General features: G+C 36.8%; 17 protein-coding genes. 11 read left to right on the top strand and 6 right to left on the bottom strand.

All coding sequences use genetic code 11. The features are described 5' to 3' along the window. The first annotated feature begins 4 nt into the window (after window positions 1-4). From KTI78_RS12905 to KTI78_RS12895, 3 genes are read left to right on the top strand one after another with little or no spacing between them, the layout of a single operon-like run. Window positions 5-415, top strand: coding sequence for a hypothetical protein (locus KTI78_RS12905; RefSeq protein WP_262446314.1), 411 nt, complete (start codon window positions 5-7; stop codon window positions 413-415). Further along, window positions 369-791, top strand: coding sequence for a hypothetical protein (locus KTI78_RS12900; protein WP_224993611.1), 423 nt, complete (start codon window positions 369-371; stop codon window positions 789-791). The genes KTI78_RS12905 and KTI78_RS12900 overlap by 47 nt, the downstream gene beginning before the upstream one ends. A gap of 45 nt (window positions 792-836) precedes the next feature. Continuing rightward, window positions 837-1313, top strand: coding sequence for a hypothetical protein (locus KTI78_RS12895; RefSeq protein ID WP_224993613.1), 477 nt, complete (start codon window positions 837-839; stop codon window positions 1311-1313). Window positions 1314-1390: 77 nt separating this feature from the next. Here KTI78_RS12895 and KTI78_RS12890 read toward each other — a convergent pair whose 3' ends face one another. From KTI78_RS12890 to KTI78_RS12870, 5 genes are all read right to left on the bottom strand, one after another. After that, window positions 1391-2449 carry a zinc-binding alcohol dehydrogenase family protein gene (locus tag KTI78_RS12890; RefSeq protein ID WP_224993615.1) on the bottom strand — a complete coding sequence of 353 codons (1059 nt, stop codon included), beginning with the start codon at window positions 2447-2449 and terminating at the stop codon, window positions 1391-1393. A gap of 5 nt (window positions 2450-2454) precedes the next feature. Continuing rightward, window positions 2455-3348, bottom strand: a complete 894-nt coding sequence (locus KTI78_RS12885) for an AvrD family protein (protein ID WP_224993617.1) — start codon at window positions 3346-3348, stop codon at window positions 2455-2457. A gap of 55 nt (window positions 3349-3403) precedes the next feature. Next, window positions 3404-4081 (bottom strand): AAA family ATPase, encoded by a 678-nt coding sequence (locus tag KTI78_RS12880; RefSeq protein WP_224993619.1) that lies wholly within the window; start codon window positions 4079-4081, stop codon window positions 3404-3406. Window positions 4082-4163: 82 nt separating this feature from the next. Next, entirely contained in the window at window positions 4164-4781 is a 618-nt protein-coding gene (locus tag KTI78_RS12875) for an FMN-dependent NADH-azoreductase (RefSeq protein WP_224993621.1), read from the bottom strand. A 110-nt stretch (window positions 4782-4891) separates the two neighbouring features. Beyond that, a complete protein-coding gene (locus KTI78_RS12870) occupies window positions 4892-5593 on the bottom strand; it encodes an SDR family NAD(P)-dependent oxidoreductase (protein ID WP_262446313.1) in 702 nt (233 codons plus the stop codon). A 79-nt stretch (window positions 5594-5672) separates the two neighbouring features. Between KTI78_RS12870 and KTI78_RS12865 the strand changes: the two genes are divergently transcribed. The 7 genes from KTI78_RS12865 to KTI78_RS12835 all read left to right on the top strand — a co-directional run bounded on the left by KTI78_RS12865 (window position 5673) and on the right by KTI78_RS12835 (window position 11441). Further along, a complete protein-coding gene (locus KTI78_RS12865; RefSeq protein ID WP_224993625.1) occupies window positions 5673-6263 on the top strand; it encodes a TetR family transcriptional regulator in 591 nt (196 codons plus the stop codon). A 120-nt stretch (window positions 6264-6383) separates the two neighbouring features. Beyond that, window positions 6384-6968 (top strand): TetR/AcrR family transcriptional regulator, encoded by a 585-nt coding sequence (locus KTI78_RS12860; protein ID WP_224993627.1) that lies wholly within the window; start codon window positions 6384-6386, stop codon window positions 6966-6968. A gap of 197 nt (window positions 6969-7165) precedes the next feature. Next, complete coding sequence (locus tag KTI78_RS12855) at window positions 7166-8365, top strand: MFS transporter (protein ID WP_262446312.1); 1200 nt, start codon at window positions 7166-7168, stop codon at window positions 8363-8365. Between the two features lie 683 nt (window positions 8366-9048). Then, entirely contained in the window at window positions 9049-9750 is a 702-nt protein-coding gene (locus KTI78_RS12850; protein ID WP_239969007.1) for a DUF1003 domain-containing protein, read from the top strand. 111 nt (window positions 9751-9861) lie between these two features. Next, window positions 9862-10527: an RluA family pseudouridine synthase gene (locus tag KTI78_RS12845; protein ID WP_262446311.1), complete on the top strand. Its 666-nt coding sequence runs from the start codon at window positions 9862-9864 to the stop codon at window positions 10525-10527. A 127-nt stretch (window positions 10528-10654) separates the two neighbouring features. After that, window positions 10655-11035, top strand: coding sequence for a ribonuclease E inhibitor RraB (locus KTI78_RS12840; protein ID WP_004795383.1), 381 nt, complete (start codon window positions 10655-10657; stop codon window positions 11033-11035). A 28-nt stretch (window positions 11036-11063) separates the two neighbouring features. Then, window positions 11064-11441, top strand: coding sequence for an ester cyclase (locus KTI78_RS12835; RefSeq protein ID WP_262446310.1), 378 nt, complete (start codon window positions 11064-11066; stop codon window positions 11439-11441). Window positions 11442-11486: 45 nt separating this feature from the next. Here the strand turns inward: KTI78_RS12835 and KTI78_RS12830 are convergent, their stop codons facing one another. Further along, window positions 11487-13577: a TonB-dependent receptor gene (locus tag KTI78_RS12830; protein ID WP_262446309.1), complete on the bottom strand. Its 2091-nt coding sequence runs from the start codon at window positions 13575-13577 to the stop codon at window positions 11487-11489. A gap of 74 nt (window positions 13578-13651) precedes the next feature. Between KTI78_RS12830 and KTI78_RS12825 the strand changes: the two genes are divergently transcribed. After that, window positions 13652-14797, top strand: a complete 1146-nt coding sequence (locus KTI78_RS12825) for a DUF1624 domain-containing protein (protein ID WP_262446308.1) — start codon at window positions 13652-13654, stop codon at window positions 14795-14797. Window positions 14798-14806 lie beyond the last annotated feature (9 nt).

Below are 14806 nucleotides of genomic sequence, written 5' to 3'. Positions count from 1 at the left end.
TTAAATGAAAAAAATTCTTTACCTATCAGGGCTAATTTTTTTAACTGGATGTAGTGAAGGAATTTCAAATTTCACAATAGATCATATTATGAAAAACAATGAAAAATTAAATTTTTCTATTAATTTTAAGAATAATGAGGTTCTAGATAGAGTAAAAGAATCTTCACCAAAAAAAATTGTTTGCAAAAATACTGCTAATAACAATCAAATGTTGGATGCTTATATCGATAGATTTGAGAATAACCAAATTGATGTATCTGTAAAATTCTGCTCAAATAATGACAATAGAAGCTGTGAATCTATAGATATCAGTTCAGTTAAAAAAATCAATTTAGAATGCCAAGCAATTTTCTCTGCAATAATTGGTAATGTGTCTAAATCAGAAAAATTTTCAATTGTATGGGAAGGAAAATAATTTGTTTAAAAATCTGAAACTTAAGTTAATAAATTTAAGTGTTCCATTGTTGGTTATGACAGGGTGTGGTCACGACTATACAATTGAGCCTGCAAGACTTCCAGTGGCCTATGTAGGTAAGGCATATAATCAGCAATTAAACATATCAGGTGGTAGAGTGATACCATATACTTTTGAAGTTGAAACTAATTTCCCTAGTGATATGAATATCTCTATTGAGCCAATAGATCAAAATGAAGCGGATGCTTATAATAATTTAAAAATTTCTGGAGTTCCAAAGTATAAGGGAAATTTTACGATTCATATATATGCGGGTTTTTATGCTAGTGGGGATGGGAAGTTAGATAAGACCTATGAATTTATTGTAAATGAATAAGATATTTAACAATATGATTTTATTTGGTTTAAATAAGAGATAAGTATGAAAAAGAATATACTAATTACCATACTAATCTTACTTTTCATCCTTCAGTCCTTATTAAATTATTACTTCTGGAATCGTACAAAAACACCAGAAATTCATGTTCTAGAAAAACCTTTAAAGATATATTCTTTTGAAGAGAAATATTCGAAAAATAGCACTTTGCCAGAATATTATATTTTGCCAGAAGGTACTGTTTTATATGATGATAGTGACTCTTTGAACAGAAGGGTTATGGTTTACTTTAATTTGCAAGGTGTGGGTTTTAATTTCGAAGAACAAGATCCTGATATTTTAAAGCAACCTAGTGAAGTCAATGCTATAAGGTCAACGGACTTGCCTGATTTACTAAAAGAAATTCCTCTGACTAAAAAAGATATTTATTTAATTATTAAACATGATGACAGTATAAATGACTCCGTACGTTCTATTCTCTTTAAAAAATATAAAATTGATCCATCAGAGTATGAAAAATAATTAAAGAATTCCAATACATATACAAATAAATTTAAAAATTAGAAGAAGCATACTTTCTTAAGCTTCTTCTAATTTTACTACTCACTCACTACGACAATTTTGCCAATCGTCTTATTTGACTCAATCAACAGATGGGCTTGTTTGATGGTTTTAGCATTAATAGGATGTAGAGATGTAAGTCTTGGTGAAATAATAATATTTTGATCAATCATTTTTGCGATATGACTTAAAATTTCAGACTGTTTTGTCATATCTGGGGTTTGGAAACTGGAACGAGTAAACATAAGTTCCCAATGAAATGACAAACTCTTTTTCATCAATAGATTGAAATCGTGGAGATGAGAAAAGGGAACAATACTGCAAATTTTTCCAAATGGCTTAGTAATACTTGGCAAAATATTAAAGTATGAATCTGGTGAGTTACAGATTAAGATATAGTCGACCTCTGCATAACCTATCTGGGCCAATTGAGTCGGAATGTCTTGAGTGTGATCTACGATATGATCTGCCCCTAATTTTCGACACCAATCACTCGTTTGTTGCCGTGAAGCAGTGGCGATAACAGTTAACTGTGGTGCCAGTTTAGCGAGCTGAATAGCCATTGAGCCTACGCCACCAGCACCCCCTATAATCAGTAAAGACGCTGGTTGACTATGAGTATCTTGAGGCGAGTTTTTTGAAATAGTGCTGATCTGGAGTGATAGTCTTTCAGCTAATGCTTCCCATGCAGTTAATGATACTAAGGGAAGAGCTGCCGCATCTTCTATAGAAATGGTGGTAGGCGTATGAGTAATTAATCTTGAGTCAATTGCATGGTAAGTACAATTACCTCCGGAACGGCTAATATCACCTGCATAATAGACCGTATCTCCAATGTTAAATTTTTCAGAAACATGTGTACCCATTTCGGTAATAGTTCCAACAACATCCCATCCTAAAATTGTAGTTTGGCCGTCTTTAGTTTTTCTACGTCGCGCACGTGTGTCGGCAGGATTAATAGAGATTGCTTGAACTTTTACAATAACATCGTGTGGCAGTGTTTGTGGGTAAGGAATTTGAACATCCAGAAATGAATCTGGATGCTCAAGTTCTAATGGCTCACAAATAGCAACTGCATAATTTATTTTGCTATTCATAGGGACTAAGAAGTATGGGGGAGTTGATGAGTAACACTACAAATAATTTTTGTATTACCAAGAATTGAATAGATATCAGCTTTTCGCCAATCATGGTCACCCGCTTTATAGCGTCTTACATTATCTAAACGAGTAAAGATAGGATGCGAGGCATCCATATTTGGTCGATCTGATAGAAAGTAAATTTCCGTCTTTTTCATCCACAAGGTATTACTTTCAGCCCGACTAATTGAATCTAATTGGTACAGCAAAATTTGCCCTAGCTGTAAACCGACTGAAAATAAACAGGATGTTGACCAAGGTTCAACATTCTCATTTAAAATCCGTTTATTGGTGACTAATGCAGAAGCTTTCAGTTCATCTACATTAATCATGACGTCGTTAATGTCTAGTGGAGTTTTGAGGTATTCTCCAAACTCACTTGATTCCATTTTATTTGCGTCATTTTTATAGATAATCTCAATACTCATATTTGAAATATTCAGATTCATGACATTGGTATTTTGAGCTGCTTTAGACATGCTGCCACTAATTGCGATCTTATCAAAGTCAGATTCAATCGGACTTTTACCTGCACGAATCACCATTTTATGGATTAGTTTTTTATAACAAATTGTGCGGTTGTAGAGAGTCTGGATCAGTTGATCAAAGGTGAGTAAAGTAAGCTCAATAATATCGATTGTACTTAAATGCGGTTTTTGGCTTCCATTACTTTTGATAGACCATGTTGGAGGCAAACCAACTTTGCCTAAACAATTAAATTTTATAGTTTCTAAATCTTCAGGCTCATATTGAAAATTATAAATATCATGAGTACTGTTAATATAGCCAGCGCCAAAATAGCGCGTATTTTTATCACCTAAAAATTCATCAACCTCTTTGAAAAATGATAGGTTCACTTCACACCTCTATAGTATTTGGATGTTGAATGGTTGTTATTGTTTAAGATGAAATTTACATAATTAAAGTTTTATATTTTTCATTTGCTACTGCGATTGATTCCTTAATAGATTTAACGGGTTTAATTTTTAAAATTTCTGAAATACTATTTGCACGTTCTTCTAAGCTACCGCCAACAATGTGATATTGGATTCCCAATTCATCAAATGTTTCTTTTAAAAGGTCATCTGAAGCTGAACGGAAAAGCTCATTCACTGGTCGATGCCCATCTTTTGCTAAAGGAAGCTCATTGGGTAAGTGAATGAATGCATCAAATGATTCTTTTACATGACGCTTAAACACTTTACCTAACTCGCTCATAATACTTTCAAAATAAGCAAGCTCAGTGGTTTTAGAAACACTTTCACCTTGTTGTAAATGGATAGATTGATTTGGATTCATGCCATATTTAACGCGGACACTTCCGTAAATCCATTCTTGCAAAGAACAGCCATCTGAAATAAAACGTTCTTTATGTTTATATTCATGAATGACACGGTCCATGTGTCTAGTAATAATCATTTGAATCAATTCAGGAGAACTCACTTCTTCAAGTGTTTTACCAGGTGCTGCATGTGGCAAGATTTCACGCATTGTTCTTGCTTCTGTACGAGGGAGATTTAAATAATCACTAATGATTAAAGAGGTTAAAGTTTTACCAGATGAATATGTTCCAGTTAAGCCAATACGCATTATTATTACCTTCTTATAAGAGTTTATTATTAAGTTAAGTTGTTGAGGTTTATTAATAAATTAATAAACCTCTTTTTTGTGATTAAGCGATTAGTTTCTCAACATCGCTAATAACTTCATTTTTTGTTTTTTCATAATCCATATTTAATACAGTTGGCGAAATTCGGATATTTTCAATATCGCTTATACCAATAAATTTTAACCAGTCATTTAAGTAAGGTGTTGCAAAATCAGAGCCAAAGTTATTAGAAATACCTTCGTAGTAAACGCCACTTGCAATCACTAAATACGCTTTTTTGCCATTTAATAAACCGGTATATCCAGTGTTTGGATCAAAGCCAAATGACCAGCCCGGTTGTGTTACAACGTCGATAAACTGCTTTAGGATGTAAGGAATATTGTTGTTCCAAAGAGGGACGTTAAATACATAGATATCAGCAGATGCAAAGCGATCGTAAACTTCTTTAATTTTTGTCCATGCTTCTTTTTCTTTAGAGTTTGACTCTTGTCCTGTGAACAATGCCATTTTTGCGCCAACAGCATTTTTATCAAACGCAGGGAGGTCATCTTCAAAAAGATTAAGTTCATCTACAACCAAATCGTGATGCTTAGCCTTAAGTTTAGTAATCACTTGTTCGGCAATAAGTAATGATTGACTATTCTCACCACGAGTTGATGAGTTGATATGAAGTACTTTCATCGTATCCTCTATATTAGAGATGTTGTTAAGATATTGTTATTTAATAAATATTATTAAGATTTATTAAATGTCTTATTCATAATAAATTTATAAATTATGAATTTTGTGTTTTAAGCGACTTTAATGGTCTTACCACACAGCACCGTGGTTTCTTTCTTGTGTTGTTGTAAATGCCAGAACTGCTCTGCAATAGTTTCTGGATGTACCGTATAAGCTTTATCTTCTGCCCCAGGTGTTCCATCTACAAAGCCATTCACAATAACTTGGCTCACATATACATCAGAGTCTGCTAGCGTATGAGCAAGTAAATTGGTTGTTTTATATTGGGCAGCAGCGGCAATTGCTAAAGATGAGTATTCTTTTGCGACGAAGTCTATGCCCACTAAATCAAGCGAAAATACCCCGTTAGTCGATAAAATACTGCCTTGATTTCTTTTTAAATCATCTAGACAAGCTTGTACTGTTGCAATATAGCTTGAAACACGAATATGGAAACTTTTGGTCAGGTCAAGTGGATTGGTTGTTAATAAATTTCCTTCAATTTCATGGAAGGCATTCCAATGAATATTTTTAATCTCTCCAAACTGCTTTTTAATTCTTTTGATGAGTTCAGGAATATTTTCGATATTACTTAGGTCACTTGAAAATGAATAAGCTTCAATATTATGTGTGTTAAGTTCTAGAGTTGCCTGTTCAAGTTTCTCCGCATTTCTTGCAACTAAACCTACAGCATAACCCTCTTTCCCAAAGCGATAAGCGAGTGCCCGAGAAATTCCTGTTCCATAACCAAAAATTATAATATTGTTGTTCATTATAAAGTTCCAAAAAATCCAACCATTTGGTTGGAGATACCTTATAATATTTTTTTATAATATATGCAAGAGGAAATTTATGTCTTGGGATACGGAAGGGACGAAGCAAAAAATTTTAGATGCGGCGATTGGCGAATTTGCCAAGTACGGTCCAGATGGCACAACAGTTGATAAAATTGCAAAGATTGCGGGTGTTAATAAAGAGCGTATTTACAATTATTTTGGAGCAAAAAGAGAGCTATTCGACGTTGTTTTAAGTAATGAGTTAATAAAAGTTGCGCAATCTGTACCCCTTAAATCATTTGCAGAAGAAGATATTGCTGAATACGCAGGCCGTGCCTATGACTATCATTATGCACATCCTGAGCTAAGTCGTTTATTGCTTTGGGAAGGACTGATCTATTCATCAGACGAAGTACCAAATGAACGTAGTCGTCGTGAAAACTATAGTTATAAAATCCAAGCGATTAAAAAAGAACAAGACCAAGGAAAAATAACTGATGAAATTGAAGCAAGCTATTTAACTTTCCTGATTTTAGCACTTGCAAATAGTTGGTTTATGTTGCCTCAAGTTGCCAGAATGTTTACCCCGATTGAGGATATTGATAATCCTCATGAAAAGCGTAGAGCAATGATTATTGAATCGGCTAAGCGGTTACTAATGAAATAGTTTTTATAAATAACCTCAATCTACAAATTCTAATTAAATCATCTGATTAATTTTTTAGTTTGACTTCTCTATCTTCCTAGCCTAAATTAACTGGAACGATCGTTCCTGTTAAGTCTAATTATGCGTACAAAAGAATTTGAAACTGATGAAATTGCTGATGCTGCAATGCAGGTTTTTTGGCGTCGTGGTTATGCTGCAACTTCAGTTCAAGACTTGGTTGATGGTACGGGCTTATCTAGAAGTAGTCTTTATAGTACTTTTCAGAGTAAACAAGGGCTTTATCAAAAAGCATTACAACGCTATGAGCTTTTAACCACACTTAATAATGTGGAATTGTTAGGTGGTTCAGGTTCTCCAAAAGCACTTATTAGGCAGTTACTTGTAAATATTGTTGAAGATGAGCTGAACGATTCAGAGCATAAAGGCTGCCTCATCGCAAATGCCTGTTTGGAATTGGCTGGACATGACGAAGATGTCTCCAAATTCGTTATAAGTAATTTACAGAAAATCCAGCATGCTTTAGAGAATTTGTTAATTAAAGCTCAACAATCTGGTGAAATTTCTTCTACGCAAAACCCACGTGCATTAGCGAGTTTCTTTGTAAATACTATTCAAGGTTTACGTGTTTTAGGGAAAGGTAGTCCGCTTGAACAAAGAAAGCAATGTTTAATGGATGTGGTCGAAATTGCTTTAAACGTTTTATAAAACTCATTTAAACCTTAACTATTGTTGAGCTGAATAGTTAAGGTTTTTATTTAACTTAAATTGGAATGATTATTCCAGAATGTGATTTTTAGTTTACACGGAGAACAAATGCCTTCCCATCCTAACGTTATTAAACAAGCTTGTAGCTATACAGAGCAGATTAAGTACGCTGCAAGCGAATTTGAGAGAAAACCTTTATGAATATTAAGTGTGATGAAACATCTCCTCAGTTAACTGATGAATTCACTGCTCAATTACCGATTTGGAAACTGTTGGCTTTTACAGTTGCAGGCTTTCTAACGATCATGACAGAAACTATGCCAGCAGGGCTGTTGCCCCAAATCAGTCAAGGGCTACATATTTCAGAAGCTTACGCAGGTCAGTTAATAGCAGTATATGCCTTAGGTTCGGTTTTAGCCGCAATACCTCTGATTAGTCTTACTCGTAGTTGGAATCGAAGACCCTTGTTACTCAGTGCTATGGCGGGTTTACTTTTATTTAATGCAATTACTGCTTTATCAAATGATTATATTTTGACTTTGATTGCTCGTTTTATTGCAGGGATGGCCGCGGGTGTTATATGGGGGCTTTTAGCAGGTTATGTAAGACGCATGGTGTCAGCATCGTATCAAGGACGAGCTTTGGCAATTGCTGGGGTTGGGCAGCCAATTGCTTTGGCGATTGGTGTTCCTTTGGGTGCATGGTTAGGAACACTGTTTGAGTGGCGTGGCGTATTTTGGATTATGTCTTTATTGGCATTGATTTTATTTGTCTGGATTCGTTTTAGTATTCCTGATTTTGCGGGACAGTCAGCACAAAAAAGATTGCCCATTTTAAAAGTTCTTTTAATGCCAGGCATTAGAGCTATTTTATTCGTTGTCTTTCTTTGGATATTGGCTCATAACATTCTTTATACCTATATTTCGCCATTTTTGGCCTCGACAGGGCAGGCATACAAAGTTGAGACCATTCTTTTTATGTTCGGCATTTCTTCTATAGTGGGTATTTTCCTTACGGGGATGTTCATCGACCGTTCATTAAGAAAAATAACACTTATCAGCTTATTTATCTTTGCAATCGCAACAGTACTATTAGCAGTTTATAGTTCTTCAAGTTTTGTCGTACTCACGAGTGTAGTGTTATGGGGAGTCACTTTTGGTGGGGCTCCGACCTTATTACAAACAGCCTTGGCAAATACTGGGGGTCACGAAGCGGATCTGGCACAGTCGATGTTGGTCACGGTATTTAATCTTGCGATCGCATTTGGTGGTATGGTGGGTGGGGGCTTGCTTGAAAGTTTTGGCGCGGCTTCTTTTCCATGGTTTATGCTGGTTTTTGCCCTTATCGCGTTATCTATCGTTTACCTTGCCCATAAACATGGTTTTATTTCTTCATAAAAGATTTTTGCCCTTCATGGCTATGAAAGTGAAGGGTGAGTTACTTTTTATATCCTGATGTACTGCTAATAAAAATAGTTGATGATTTGGTAAAATAAACCGAAAAATACAAATAAAGTGGAATTTAAATTTAACTAATTATAGGTAAATGGGAATATATTCTTTTAAATTTGCAAAATGAAGTAAAAATTACCAAAAATAATGAAAATTCGCTTTTCTTAGAAAAACAATCCCGCAGGGTGCTGGCTAAACTATATCTCAAGGGTGTGATAGGGATCGAAAAGAGTAGCATGCACCAAAACGTATAACGTTAGTGTGTACTCACCCAAAAGGTCTCGATTCGGCTTAGGACGCTATAGATCAAAAGTTTATAGGCACAAGGTTATAACTTACAAAGTTATGATTGTTGAAGTAAACCATAGATGTTTTCCCTTGACACCCTAAAAAATTCTCTACAATAAAAACGATACTTTACAAGAATATAATTCATATATAAGCCTTATCTTTCTGCGCTACCTCCTGACATTAAAATCTCATCATATGAAGCCTGTGATGTCTGCCTCTCGAAAAATAGTACCAGCGGCTTTACAGATTTTAGGCTAGATTACTATTTTTATTTACGATGTGATCAGCCAAAATTGTTTATATAATAATCTTATTATCATAATAACGAGCTGAATAATATGGAGAATAAAAATCAGTGTCGGCAATGCGCCGTTTGTGGAAAGAGCTTTCCCTTAAAAGATCTGGTGTCTGGTGAAGTCATTCGTAATGTGATCAGTGATGAAATTATAAAAGATCACCCAGACTGGACTTACTCAAGCTTTATTTGTCGGGCCGATCTGGCAGATTATCGAATTAAATATGTTCAGTCGCTATTACGCTCGGAGAAAGGCGAATTATCGAATTTAGAAAACGAAGTGATTGGCAGTATGCAACGCCATGAATTAATTAGCCGAAATACCGAATCCGACTTTGATCAAAAATGGACGTTTGGGGAAAAATTAGCAGATAAGATCGCAACCTTTGGTGGTAGTTGGGCTTTCCTTATTTGCTTTGCTCTATTTTTAACGGGATGGATTATTTTAAATACAGTCGTGATGGTAGTCCGCCCCGTCGATCCTTATCCCTTTATCTTGCTGAATCTAGTATTGTCATGTTTAGCTGCAATTCAAGCGCCTATTATTATGATGAGCCAAAATCGCCAAGAAGCCAAAGATCGGCTGCGTTCCCAACATGACTATCAAATTAATTTAAAAGCTGAGCTTGAAATTCGCCATTTGCATGAAAAAATGGACCATCTTTTATCGCATCAGTGGGAAAGGCTTGCGCATATTCAAGAAATTCAGCTCGATCTTTTAGCTGAAATGAATAAAAAGCGATAAAGATTTTCCGAGTTTCACGTGGAACATGAGTAGAGCGCTATAGATTATTTTGCGGTAGGTCTGAAATTTCTTTATGATTTGCCGCCATGCTCCTTTGCTGTTTCTACGACCATGCCTTTAAACGACAACTTTGTTTACGCTCCACCACAAGATCCGCTTTCAATTTTATTTGAAGATGACGATTTAATTGTGGTTGATAAACCTGCGGGCCTGTTGTCGGTCATGGGTCGTTTACCTGAACATCATGACAGTGCTTATTTACGGGTGCTGGAAAAGTTCCCTTTGGCTAAGGTCACTCATCGTTTAGATATGGCGACATCAGGCTTGCTTATGTTTGCCAAGCATCGTGATGCAGAAGTTGCGGTAAGTAAAATGTTTCAGGCCAGAACAGTCAAAAAACACTATATTGCTTTGGTACAAGGCCAAGTCGCACAAGAGGGAAGCGTTGAAGTTCCGCTCATTACCGACTGGGAAAATCGCCCAAGACAAATTGTACATTTTGAATTAGGTAAACACGCTAAAACCTTATTTCAACCTCTTATCTATGATGAAAATACTGATCAAAGTCGAGTATTACTTGAACCAGTCACAGGGCGTTCACATCAGCTACGCGTGCACATGATGCATATTGGCCATCCGATTATGGGTGACAAGCTTTATCATCCTGAACCTAAACGTTTTCACTTAAACCGTATGGCATTACATGCTGCATATTTGGCTTTCCAACATCCTTTGAAAGGAACAGATGTGGTGATTGAGTCGCAAGTGCCTTTTTAAAATTTATACAATTAAAAAAATTAATTTGATGCAATTGGGAACGGAATATATACCCAAATTGCAATAAAAGTCGGGTATTCTTGATGTCGAATAATATTAATACTGCGACAACAACAAGGATCACTTTATGACTCGTGACTACGAACAATTTCCAGATGACGATAATGGCAACGTACTTTGGCAAATGGCTGAAGATGGGGATGATTTAACCGAGCTGCATGAAATTGAATTTTCTATTGCTTTTCAAGATCAGAAAAATGCAGAGCAATGCGCACTCTATTTGCTTTACCAAGAACAAAAAGTTTCACTTTTCCAAGATGATTCTGTTGAGCCAAATGAATGGGTGATTACCATCTTTGTCAACATGGAACCTGAGTACTCAGATATTGTTGATTTAGAGCAATGGTTTGCCAGTATCGCTGAGAAATTTCAAGGCGAATATGATGGATGGGGCTGTATGGCTTATGTCTTCGAGGAAGGCGATGACGAAGATGACCTGTTGCAGTAAGGTCTAAAATAAAGAGTAGGAGATAAATATGAACTTATCTCAAAAACAAATTGCAGTACGGTTTTTAGAGCTTGCCGCAGCTGGTGAAGTTGATGAAGCCTATAGCAATTACACTGCGCCGAACTTCAAGCATCACAACCCTTATTTTGCAGGTGATGCGACTTCTTTGAAGGAAGGTATGCGTGAAAGTGCAATTGAAACTCCTAACAAAGTCTTTGATGTTCAACATGTCATTGAAGAGGGTGATTTGGTTGCTGTGCATTCAAAACTTGAAATGCAAATGAATGGCTTAACCACCTTGACCGTGGTTCATATTTGTCGTTTTGAAAAGGGTAAAATTGCTGAGTTTTGGGATATCGGTCAAGTACAGCCCGACCCTCTCATCAATGAAAATGGTATGTTTTAATGAGAAGCCCGAAAAATAATTCGGGCTTTTTTATTTATGTATGAATTAAAACTTCCACTGTGCCGAAATTGAGGCGTTTAGTGGTTCACCTGGTTGAACCCACAAATCGCTATAGCTTGAAACATAGTAAGTTTTATCAAACAGGTTGTTCACATTGAGCTGATAGCGTAAACGGTCAGATGGGGCATAGTAGCCATTTAAATTGACCAATGTATAACTCGGTAAATTAAAGCCATTATCAAGGTTATGTCCGCTGCGCTCGCCAACATAAGTAAGGTTGGCACCTACACCTGCTTTTCTCGGACCTTCTTGTAGAAATTCATAATTAGTACTTACGGAGCCTTGGTGTTTTGGAACATTGCTTAGACGTGCACCTTTTGCCAAGTCTTGGTCTTTTTCAATTTGGGCATCGGTATAACTATAGTTAGCATTGACGAACCAGCGGTCATTGATCTGACTATTTAAGTCAAACTCAAGCCCTTTACTACTGACTTCACCTGCTGCGGTTTGAAAGTTACTATCGATTGGGTCTGTCGTTAGCACGTTTTGTTTTTTCATTTTAAACAAAGCGAGACTCAGCACACTTTGGTCATTCACTTTATATTTGGTGCCGACTTCATAGCTTTCGCCTTTTTCAGGGGCAAAAGTCTGACCATTTCGGTTCATACCACTATTCATGGCAAATGAGCGGCCATAGTTTGTATAAAAAGCCCATTGCTCAGAAGCTTTAAAATTTACTCCGAAACGCGGACTATTTTGATGAAGGGTCTGGTTGCTTTCAGTCTGGGTCAGGTGATTCTTAAAATCTTGTTCGACCTGATCAAAACGGTTGCCGAAAAGCACACTCCACTGATCATTGAAAAAGATCTGATCTTGTAGATTAAGTGCAAAGTAACGCTGCTGTTCTTTGGTGTTGGTAAACGGTGCTAAGTTTGGTAAATATTTGCCATATTCAGGTTGGTAAATATCAATTGTGTTTGGTGAGCCTGTGCTGTGGTTGCGACGAAGCTGGTTTTGTTTGTAGTCGAGTTGACCAAGTTCAGTTGAAAGTAAAATTTCATGGCGAGCCCAAGACGTATCAAGCTTGCCCAGTAACTCTGTCTGAGCCAGAACATCTTCACTCGTATAATCACGATAGCGGCGTTGGCGCTCTAAAGTATGACCATCGGCCTGCATACGTCGTGGTTCGGTTGAAAAGCCGATCATTTGAGCGTCTTTATAACTGACCGCACTATTAAGTTTCCAGTCAGGGTTGAATTCATGATTAAGGCGTAACTGGTAAAAGTAGTCTTTTACTTTCATATCGCCGTCATCAGGCTCGCCTGTAAAGGTTTCTGGGTCCATCACAAACTGGTGATTGACTGTGCTTACCCCACGGTCAAAGGTTCCTTTGTGCTCTGTAAATTCACTGTCAAAGTCGAGTTGTGTCTGGTCTGAAATTTTCCATGTGAGCTGTGGCGAAAAGAACCAGCGTTCACTGCTGACATGATCACGAAAGCTTTGATTATCTTCGTGAGCCACTGCTAAACGATAAGCCAGTTCATCGTTTATAGGCGCGGTGTGTTCCAGACTAATTCGATATTGTTCTTGGGTATTGGCGCGTAGATTAAGTTCACTTTCGCTTTCCCACTGTGGTTTTTTACTATTGAGATTGAGCAACCCCCCTGTTTCGCCGCGGCCATATAAAGCCGCCATTGGTCCTTTTAAAAACTCTAAAGATTCAATGTTCACTACATCTTTTGGGGTACTAATCCCTCGGTTGACACTCAAGCCGTTTCGAATCATAGCTGCACCTAAATTTGGGTCACCACTAAAGCCTCGGAAAGAGTAGTTATCCCAAAAGCCGCCGCCATAATTATTTTGATGAAAAACTCCACTCACTAAAGTTAACGCGTCATCAATCCGTTGAACGTCTTGTTGTTCCATTATTTGTTTAGAAAGATAAGCACGGTTAAAAGGGACATCTAAAACATCGTGAGTAAATTTAGTCGCCGAGCTATTTTGGCTCACATCTTCTCGGGTGCTTTCAGCCTGAACACGTATGGTCTCAAGTACCGCTGACGTTTCTTCTCCCCAAGTGAGTGTTGATATAAAAGAAAGACCCAACGAAGACAACAATCCTAATTTGTGTCGCATAAATCATCAGCCATAAAAGACAAAAGGAAATAAATGTAATAGTATAACGTTACATTATTTTATTGATTACCGCTATGTCTTTAGAAAAAAATATTGAGCGTTTACAGTCGATTGATGCCTTACGTGGTTTGGTTATCATCATTATGTTACTCGACCATGTAAGGGAAACTTTCTATTTACATAAACAAGTTATCGATCCAATGGACGTAACAGTAACGGAACCAGCTTTATTTGGTAGTCGATTATTGGCCCATATTTGTGCTCCGGTTTTTGTACTTTTAACCGGCATTTCCGCTTTTTTATTTCAATCAAAAAAACAAGATTTACGGCAAACGCGTGCTTTTCTATTAAAACGTGGCTTATTTTTGATTGTGCTAGAACTTACGCTTGTGAATTTTGCATGGACAGCGACTTTTCCGCCTGAAGTCATTTATTTACAGGTAATTTGGGCAATTGGTATTAGTATGGTGGTGTTGGCTTGCTGTGTGAGTTTACCGTTGCCTGTTCTTGCTGGTGTAGCGTTGGTCATTATTTTTGGGCACAACTTATTAGATTCTGTGCACTTCTCACAAGGCATCCTACAGAATATATGGTTCGTTTTACATGATCGGGGTTGGATCGAGTTCGCGGGCATAAAACTGCGTACAAGCTATCCTGTTTTACCTTGGATTGGGGTGATTTTATTAGGTTACGTTTTAGGTCAGTTCTTTAGTTCAAAATATACTGCAAAGCAAAGAACCCGCGCTTTACTCAGTATCGGTTTGGCAAGTCTTGGGTCGTTTGTTTTACTGCGTTTTATCAATGTCTATGGCGACCAGCCTTGGCAACATTTTGAGTCATTACAACTGACGTTAATGAGCTTCTTTAACCTCACCAAATACCCACCATCTTTACTATTTATTTTGCTAAATGTTGGGATTGGCTTGCTTGTGCTCGTTGCTTTTGATCGTATGCAGCAATACTCATTTTTAAAACCATTGGTCGTGTTTGGTTCAGTGCCTATGTTTTTTTATTTATTGCATTTATATGTGCTGAAAATGATGTATGTGTTTGCACTCAGTGTGTGGGGAGCTAACTACGGGAATTATTTGTCGGTCAACCATGTGTGGATGTTGTGGCTAATTATGATTGCGCTGTCTTTTGCACTCTATCCAGCGGTTAAATGGTTCTCGAAATTTAAACATCAAAACAAGCATATTTCGATTTTAAAATATTTCTAATTTCCAAAA

The sequence above is a fragment of the Acinetobacter sp. WU_MDCI_Abxe161 genome, from assembly GCF_025514355.1.
Classification (GTDB): Bacteria; Pseudomonadota; Gammaproteobacteria; order Pseudomonadales; family Moraxellaceae; genus Acinetobacter; species Acinetobacter pittii_E.
Note: the sequence above shows the minus strand (reverse complement) of the source record. Positions and strands in the feature narration are given on the sequence as shown.

Excerpts from the sequence above, each read along its gene's own strand:
- KTI78_RS12905 (WP_262446314.1), top strand. The coding sequence starts at position 5 with ATGAAAAAAATTCTTTACCTATCAGGGCTAATTTTTTTAACTGGATGT.
- KTI78_RS12900 (WP_224993611.1), top strand. The coding sequence starts at position 369 with ATGTGTCTAAATCAGAAAAATTTTCAATTGTATGGGAAGGAAAATAAT.
- KTI78_RS12895 (WP_224993613.1), top strand. The coding sequence starts at position 837 with ATGAAAAAGAATATACTAATTACCATACTAATCTTACTTTTCATCCTT.
- KTI78_RS12890 (WP_224993615.1), bottom strand. The coding sequence starts at position 2,449 with ATGAATAGCAAAATAAATTATGCAGTTGCTATTTGTGAGCCATTAGAA.
- KTI78_RS12880 (WP_224993619.1), bottom strand. The coding sequence starts at position 4,081 with ATGCGTATTGGCTTAACTGGAACATATTCATCTGGTAAAACTTTAACC.
- KTI78_RS12875 (WP_224993621.1), bottom strand. The coding sequence starts at position 4,781 with ATGAAAGTACTTCATATCAACTCATCAACTCGTGGTGAGAATAGTCAA.
- KTI78_RS12870 (WP_262446313.1), bottom strand. The coding sequence starts at position 5,593 with ATGAACAACAATATTATAATTTTTGGTTATGGAACAGGAATTTCTCGG.
- KTI78_RS12865 (WP_224993625.1), top strand. The coding sequence starts at position 5,673 with ATGTCTTGGGATACGGAAGGGACGAAGCAAAAAATTTTAGATGCGGCG.
- KTI78_RS12860 (WP_224993627.1), top strand. The coding sequence starts at position 6,384 with ATGCGTACAAAAGAATTTGAAACTGATGAAATTGCTGATGCTGCAATG.
- KTI78_RS12855 (WP_262446312.1), top strand. The coding sequence starts at position 7,166 with ATGAATATTAAGTGTGATGAAACATCTCCTCAGTTAACTGATGAATTC.
- KTI78_RS12850 (WP_239969007.1), top strand. The coding sequence starts at position 9,049 with ATGGAGAATAAAAATCAGTGTCGGCAATGCGCCGTTTGTGGAAAGAGC.
- KTI78_RS12845 (WP_262446311.1), top strand. The coding sequence starts at position 9,862 with ATGCCTTTAAACGACAACTTTGTTTACGCTCCACCACAAGATCCGCTT.
- KTI78_RS12840 (WP_004795383.1), top strand. The coding sequence starts at position 10,655 with ATGACTCGTGACTACGAACAATTTCCAGATGACGATAATGGCAACGTA.
- KTI78_RS12835 (WP_262446310.1), top strand. The coding sequence starts at position 11,064 with ATGAACTTATCTCAAAAACAAATTGCAGTACGGTTTTTAGAGCTTGCC.
- KTI78_RS12830 (WP_262446309.1), bottom strand. The coding sequence starts at position 13,577 with ATGCGACACAAATTAGGATTGTTGTCTTCGTTGGGTCTTTCTTTTATA.
- KTI78_RS12825 (WP_262446308.1), top strand. The coding sequence starts at position 13,652 with ATGTCTTTAGAAAAAAATATTGAGCGTTTACAGTCGATTGATGCCTTA.